Origin of the sequence: Streptomyces sp. NPDC019937, assembly GCF_040631655.1 — a bacterium.
Taxonomy (GTDB): Bacteria; Actinomycetota; Actinomycetes; order Streptomycetales; family Streptomycetaceae; genus Streptomyces.
Genome location: NZ_JBEYAL010000047.1, coordinates 56,779 through 63,666, shown reverse-complemented (window position 1 = coordinate 63,666; position 6,888 = coordinate 56,779). Strand labels below are relative to the sequence as shown.

Here is a 6,888-nt window from a genome sequence, read left to right as displayed (position 1 = left end):
CACGCAGCGCCGCCGCGCTCTCCTCACGCGGGTTGCGAGCCTCCCCCAGCTACCGCTGGGAGGTGCCCCCTGCACCAGACGCCGCTCGCTGATCCAGCCTGATCCACACGACACCCCCTAGCTGTCGAGGCCGATCGCGAAGGCGGCTTCCAGGTCGTGCTGGGAGTAGGTGCGGAACGCGATGTGCGTCTCAGTGGAGGCCACACCGGGGACCTTGGAGATCTGGCCCGGGATGATGTCCGCGAGGTCGTCGTGCTGGGCCACCCGCACCATGGCGATCAGATCGTGCGCCCCGGTGACCGAGTAGACCTCGCTCACGCCCTCGATCGCGGCGATCTTCTCGGCGATCTCCGGGATCCGGTCCACGCTGGTCTTGATGAGCACGATCGAAGTGATCACGGCTGGCTTTCTCCCTCGCTGGACCTGGCTGCGCCGCCCACTCTATCCGGCCGCCCGAACCGGGCCCACGCGTAGAGAAAGCCCAGGGTGAAGCCCACGAGATGGGCGAGGTAGGCCACTCCGGGGCGGGCGTCGGCCTGGCGGGCGGCGAGCCACTGGAGGGTGACCCAGAAGATCAGCACGACCCAGGCGGGGAAGCGCAGCGGGAGGAAGAAGAGGAACGGGAACAGGCTGGTCACCCGGGCGCGCGGGAAGAGCCACAGGAAGGCGCCGAGGACGCCGGAGATGGCGCCCGAGGCGCCGACCAGCGTCTGCGGGGAGTCGGCGTGGGCGGCGGCGTAACCGAGCAGCGCGAGATAGCCGGTGACGAGATAGAAGAGGGCGAAGTGCATACGTCCCATGCGCTCCTCGGCCATCGCCCCGAAGACGTAGAGGAACAGCATGTTGCCGAGGAGATGCAGCCAGTTGCCGTGGACGAAGAGCGCGGTCAGCGGGGTCAGCGGCGCGGCGGGGGTGCCGTTCCACAGGGCGGCGGGGACGACTCCCCAGCGCTCGAAGTACGAGGTCTGGGCCTGGAGAAGGTGCCCGCCGGAGCCGTAGCGGGGGTCGAGCCCGGAGGCCGGTCCGAGGACGAAGACCAGGCAGCAGGTGACGATGAGGGCGTACGTCATCACGGGACGGCCGGACCCCGCCGACTTCTCGATCATGGGCAGATCATCGCGTACCCGGCCCAACCTGCACAGAGCGCCTCGCCGCCGCCCGGTGGTGGGTACGGGCCCGGCATGGCCGAGTGCTCAGGCCGTAGGGTGACAGCACGCCGATGAGCCGAGTAGCGAGGACGCGACACCATGGCCGTTCCCACGCCGACAGCCGGGACCCGCTGGCGCTGCACGCTGTGCGGCAACCTCACCCGTTTCGATGTGACCCGCTCGACCAAGGCGGTCGAGTTCGTCCACCTGGATCTGGCCGGGGAGCCACGGGTCGAGGAGCGCGATGTGGTCAGTGAGACCATTGAGTCAGTGCGTTGTCGCTGGTGCAACGCGGTCGACCAGATCGAGCTGGTGGACCGTCCGAGTACGAACGCGAGCGCCTGAGAAGCGAAGCGAGGAGAAGGTGGTGGACCGGACGGGCGGCCGCGAGGCGGCCGGTGACGCCGAGGGCGTCACCGAGGCGCTGGACCGCCCCCTGCCGGAAGGGGTGCGGCGGCGCGTGGTGGCGCTGGTCGCGGACGCGTTCGGTGGTCTGACGGTCACCGAACTGCCACCCCAGCTGCGGCAGTACGCCCGCTTCACCCCGAACCGGCGCGCCAAGTTCGCGGGGAACGCGATGGCCGCCGCGGTGGAGAGCGACCCCGTCTTCCGGCAGCGGATCGCACAGCGGCTGCGCGAGACCCAGACGGAGCTGGCCGAGGCCATAGAGGGCGGTTCGCCGCCCGCGGCCGCGGATCCGGTGGACGTGGCGGCGGTGGCGTACGTGCTGCGCCCGCCGGGCTGGGTGAAGCTCGTCGAGGCGGCGGGCGAGGAGGCCATGCGGGCGTCGGCGGAGCGGGCCGGCGAGGAGGCGGAGCGCGAGCTGCAGCGGCTGCGCGAGGAGCTGGCGGAGGCCCGGGCGGCGGCGCGCAAGGACGCGGACCGGGCCCGCTCGGAGCTGGACGCGGCCCGCAAGGAGACGGACGCGGTGCAGCGCAAGCTGCGCAGCGCGCAGAGCGATGTCAAGCGCGGTGCGGCGGCGCTGCGCAAGGCCGAGGGCGAGCTGGAGGCCGTACGGTCGGAGGCCGCGTCGCGGCAGGCGGCCGCCGACGGCGAGGCGCGGCGGCTGCGGGCCCGGCTGGCGGAGGCGGAGTCGGCGCTGGAGGCGAGCCGCCGGGCGGTGCGCGAGGGCCGCAGCGTGGAGGACATGCGGCTGCGGCTGCTGCTGGACACCGTGCTGGACGCGGCCCAGGGGCTGCGCCGCGAACTGGCGCTGCCGCCCGCGTCGACGCATCCGGCGGACTCGGTGGACGCGGTCGAGCCGGGGAAGATGACGCCGAAGGACATAGCGACCAGGGCGCTGTCGGAGATGGACCCGGCGCTGCTGGACCAGTTGCTGGCGCTGCCGCAGGCGCATCTGGTGGTGGACGGCTACAACGTCACCAAGACCGGTTATCCGACGATGCCGTTGGAGAAGCAGCGGCTGCGGCTGCTGGGCGGGCTCGCGGTGCTCGCGGCGCAGACGGGCGCGGAGATGACGTGTGTCTTCGACGGCGCGGAGCTGGCGGCTCCGGTGCTGCTGGCGCCGCCGCGCGGGGTGCGGGTGCTGTTCAGCAAGCCCGGGGTGACGGCGGACGAGCTGATCCGGCAGCTGGTGCGGGCCGAGCCGCCGGGCCGTCCGGTGGTCGTGGTGTCGACCGACCGGGAGGTCGCGGACGGGGTCGCGCGCGCCGGAGCGCGCCCCGTGGCATCCGCCTTGTTGCTGAAACGACTTGCGCGTACCTGACGGCGGCTAAGCATCAGCGCAGTGTCAATTGACCGTCACTGCCCGTGCGATGTTTGTAAAAGATGCGCCTGTGGCCAATTTTTTTGTCGTCGGGATTTGAACGGATCACGGCAGGGTCACTAATGTCGGCTCGAACCTTCGCGCGGTTGATCACCCATCCGGGGTGACAGCGGGGGTACCGCCGAGTCCGCGGCGTATCCGCGGAGCCCGGGGTCGTACCTCAACCCCTGGTAGGCGGCCGGAGGAAGAAGGAGCTCGCCTTCGTGGCGTCCCACCGTCGACCCAAGCAGCCGAGCCGCACTCGGGTATCCGTTCTGACGGCGACCGCCGCTGCCGCCGTCGCCCTCACGTCCCAGGCCGCCCAGGCCGCTCCGAAGCAGGACAAGAAGGACGTCAAGGAGCAGGTCGACAGGCTCTACGAGGAGGCGGAGCAGGCGACCGAGAAGTACAACGGCGCCAAGGAGAAGCAGGAGAAGCTGGAGAAGCAGGTCGGCGACCTCCAGGACAACGTGGCGCGCGGCCAGGAGGACCTGAACAAGCTGCGCGACAACCTGGGTTCGATGGCCACCGCCCAGTACCGCACCGGCGGTATCGACCCCTCCGTGCAGCTGCTCCTCTCCTCCGACCCGGACACCTACCTCGACAAGGCGTCCACCCTCGACCAGGTGAGCGGCAAGCAGGCCGAGTCCCTGCGGAAGATCGCCGACAAGCAGCGCACGCTCAAGCAGCAGCGCGAGGAGGCGTCCACCAAGCTGCAGGACCTGGCGGACACCCGGAAGGCCCTGGGCGAGAAGAAGAAGGAGATCCAGGGCAAGCTCACCAAGGCCCGCAACCTCCTCAACACCCTCACCGCGCAGGAGCGCGCCAAGATGGCGCAGGAGGAGAAGGAGCGCTCCAACCGCTCCAGCAGCCGGGTGGACCTGGGCAGCGAGGTGCCCGACTCGCAGCGGGCCGCCGCCGCGCTGGCCGCCGCCAAGACCAAGATCGGCTCCCCGTACGTGTGGGGTGCCACCGGCCCGTCCTCCTTCGACTGCTCCGGCCTCACCGGCTGGGCGTACCAGCAGGCCGGGGTCCAGCTGCCGCGCATCTCCCAGGACCAGGCCAACGCCGGTACCCGCATCGGCCGCGGCGAGCTGAAGCCCGGCGACCTGGTGCTGTTCTACGGCGACCTGCACCACATAGGCCTGTACGCGGGCAACGGACAGGTGCTGCACGCGCCCAAGCCCGGTGCCGGTGTGCGCTTCGAGTCGATGGACAACATGCCGTTCCAGTTCGGCGTGCGGGTCTGACGTCCGTCCGTTCGGGCGAATCGGTACAACTCCCCACGACTCCCGCCCCGTCGGTGACCTGCGGTCTCCGGCGGGGCGTCAGTTTGTGTGCCCGCGATCGGCTTTGGACCCTGGGCAGTCGCGCCGCTACTGTCTGCCCGCAGTTCCTCACCGACACCGCGGAAGGGAGTGCGGCTCCCATGGCGTCCTCTCGCCGCCACTCGAAGCCCGGGCCCGTCCGGGCCACCGCCGTCTGGACCGCCGCCTCGGCGGCCGCCGCCACCGGCGTCGCGCTGGCTGTCCCGGCCGGGGCCGAACCCCACGACACCACGACGGGCCGCCCCGCGGCCCGGACCGCCGCCTCGGCGGCCGCCCCGGCCTTCGCCGACCGGACCGACGCGGACCGGATCGACCGGCTCTACGAGCAGGCGGAGCGGGCCACCGAGCGCTACAACGCGGCCGGCACCCGCGCCCACCGGTTGCGCCGCCAGGTGGACCGCCTCCAGGACCGGGCGGCCCGCGGCCAGGAGCGGGTCAACCGGATGCGGATGGCGCTCGGCGCGATCGCGGGCGGGCAGTACCGCACCGGCGGCTTCGACCCGGGCCTGGCCCTCCTGCTCTCCTCCGACCCCGCCCACTACCTCGACCAGGCCGGCATGCTGGACCGCATCACCAGCCGCCAGGCCGGTCAGCTGCGGGCCCTGGCCCGCGCCCAGCGCACCCTGCTGCAGCAGCGCACCGAGGCCGCGGCCCAGCTGGTGAAGCTGGAGCGCAGCCGCCGGGCCGTCGCCCGCCACAAGCGCGAGGTCCAGCGCAAGCTGGCCACCGCGCGACGGCTGCTGGGCGCGCTGCGCCCGGGGGAGTGGGAGGCGTACGCACGCGCCTCGCGCGCCGGGGACGGGCACGGGGCGCACGCCGTACTCGGCGCGCCCCCCGGTACCCCCTACGCGACAACTGATCTGCCGCCGTCCTCACCGCGCGCCGCCGCCGCGTTCGGCGCGGCGCGGGCAGCGCTCGGCCTGCCGTACGCCTGGGGCCAGGCCGGGCCCACCGCCTTCGACTGCTCCGGGCTGACCCAGTGGGCCTACCGCCGGGCCGGGGTGGCGATCCCGCGCACCTCCCAGGCCCAGGCCCACACCGGGCAGCCGGTTCCGCTGTCCCAGGCCCGCCCCGGCGACCTGGTCGTCTACCGCTCCGACGCCGGGCACGTCGCCATGTACGCCGGGGGCGGGCAGGTCATCCACGCGCCCTACCCGGGGGCGGCGGTCCGCTACGACCCGGTCGGCATGATGCCGATCTTTTCCGTCACCCGCGTCTGAAGCGCGGCGGCGGCTCGTACGATCTATGGCGTGACGGGTCGGTGGAGATCGGGGCGATGGCGGACGGCACTCTGTCTGCCGATGGTGTGGGCGCTGCCGCTGGCCGCGCTCACCGCGTGCGGCACGACCGTTCCGCCCGACGACCCCGCGGGCCGCGACGGGCGCGCCGTCCAGCGCCTGCTCGACCAGCGGGCCGCCGCGGTGCGCGGCCGGGACGCGGCCGCCTTCCTCGCCACCGTCGACCGCGGCTCGGCCGGCTACCGGGCCGAACAGCGGCGGGTGTTCCGCCGGCTGTCCGCCGTACCGCTGCGCTCCTGGACGTACCGGCTGGTGCACACCGGCGGCTTCCGGCCCGCCGTGGGCACCGGCCGCCGCCTGGCCGCCCAGGTCGAACTCCGCTACCGGCTCGCCGGATACGACACCGCCCCCGTCGTCGCCCCCCAGTACCTGACCCTCGCCCAGCGCGACGGGCGGTGGTTCATCGCCGACGACGACGGCCGGGTGGGCGGCAAGCGCGGCGTGGACCAGCTGTGGGACCAGGGCCGGGTCGACGTCGTGCGCGGCAAGCGCAGCCTCGTCCTCGGCGTCGGCCAGAACCGCAGGCTGCTGCGCGGGGTCGCCGCCACCGCCGACCGGGCCGTGCCCTCCCTCGACCGGGTCTGGCCCGGCGACTGGGCCCGGCGGGTCGTCGTCCAGGTGCCCGCCTCGCTGGACCGGATGGCCGCCCTCCTGGGTGCCTCGGCCAGCAGTTACCGGGGCATCGCGGCCGTCACCACCGGCGAGGTCGGCGGCGCGAGCGACTCCTCGCCCGCCGACCGCGTGATCGTCAACCCCGACGCCTACCGGGCGCTCGGCGACTTCGGCCGCCAGGTCGTGATCACCCACGAGACGGCGCATGTCGCCACCCGGGCCGCGACCACCGCCGCCACGCCGCTGTGGCTCTCCGAGGGCTTCGCCGACTGGACCGGCTACCGCACGCCCGGCCGCACCCCGAGCCAAGTCGCCCCCGAACTCACCGAATCCGTGGCCTCCGGCCGCCTCCCCGCGTCCCTCCCGCCCGACGATGCCTTCCGCTTCGGCAGCCGCCCCGACCGCCTCTCCGAGGCCTACGAGGAGGGCTGGCTCGCCTGCCGCCTGATCGCCGACCGCTGGGGCGAACACAAGCTGGTGGCCCTCTACCGCGCGGTCGGCGCGGCCCCGCGGCGGGAGGGGGCGGTGGAGGACGCGCTGCGGGAGGTACTGCACGTGAGCCTGCCGGATTTCACGGCCCAGTGGCGCAAGTACGTGGCCCAGACCCTGCGGTGACCCCCGGGTTCCGTCCAACCAGGTCACATCCCAGCCCCTCCGGCGTTTGAGGAGCGGGGGTGTGGGGGCGGAGCCCCCACCGGGGGACGGGGCGGAGCCCCGGGTCGGGTAGGGGCGGGGTG

Annotated in this window: 7 protein-coding genes; 5 read left to right on the top strand and 2 right to left on the bottom strand. The window is 73.3% G+C overall.

Going from position 1 to position 6,888, the window contains the following annotated elements; genetic code table 11:
• Window positions 1-117 precede the first annotated feature (117 nt).
• Both ABZ562_RS34965 and ABZ562_RS34960 read right to left on the bottom strand, forming a co-directional pair.
• On the bottom strand, window positions 118-399 hold the full coding sequence (locus ABZ562_RS34965; RefSeq protein ID WP_123100692.1) for an Lrp/AsnC ligand binding domain-containing protein: 282 nt from the start codon (window positions 397-399) through the stop codon (window positions 118-120).
• On the bottom strand, window positions 396-1,106 hold the full coding sequence (locus ABZ562_RS34960; RefSeq protein ID WP_361487669.1) for a rhomboid family intramembrane serine protease: 711 nt from the start codon (window positions 1,104-1,106) through the stop codon (window positions 396-398). The genes ABZ562_RS34965 and ABZ562_RS34960 overlap by 4 nt, the downstream gene beginning before the upstream one ends.
• Before the next feature lie 141 nt (window positions 1,107-1,247).
• On the opposite strand from ABZ562_RS34960, the gene ABZ562_RS34955 reads away from it, so the two are divergent.
• The 5 genes from ABZ562_RS34955 (at window position 1,248) to ABZ562_RS34935 (ending at window position 6,766) form a co-directional block, all read left to right on the top strand.
• Complete coding sequence (locus ABZ562_RS34955) at window positions 1,248-1,493, top strand: hypothetical protein (protein WP_055556217.1); 246 nt, start codon at window positions 1,248-1,250, stop codon at window positions 1,491-1,493.
• Window positions 1,494-1,512: 19 nt separating this feature from the next.
• A complete protein-coding gene (locus ABZ562_RS34950; RefSeq protein ID WP_361487666.1) occupies window positions 1,513-2,874 on the top strand; it encodes an NYN domain-containing protein in 1,362 nt (453 codons plus the stop codon).
• Window positions 2,875-3,137: 263 nt separating this feature from the next.
• Window positions 3,138-4,163 (top strand): NlpC/P60 family protein, encoded by a 1,026-nt coding sequence (locus ABZ562_RS34945; protein ID WP_361487664.1) that lies wholly within the window; start codon window positions 3,138-3,140, stop codon window positions 4,161-4,163.
• 179 nt (window positions 4,164-4,342) lie between these two features.
• Entirely contained in the window at window positions 4,343-5,461 is a 1,119-nt protein-coding gene (locus ABZ562_RS34940) for an NlpC/P60 family protein (RefSeq protein ID WP_361487661.1), read from the top strand.
• A gap of 81 nt (window positions 5,462-5,542) precedes the next feature.
• Window positions 5,543-6,766, top strand: coding sequence for a hypothetical protein (locus ABZ562_RS34935; RefSeq protein ID WP_361487682.1), 1,224 nt, complete (start codon window positions 5,543-5,545; stop codon window positions 6,764-6,766).
• Window positions 6,767-6,888 lie beyond the last annotated feature (122 nt).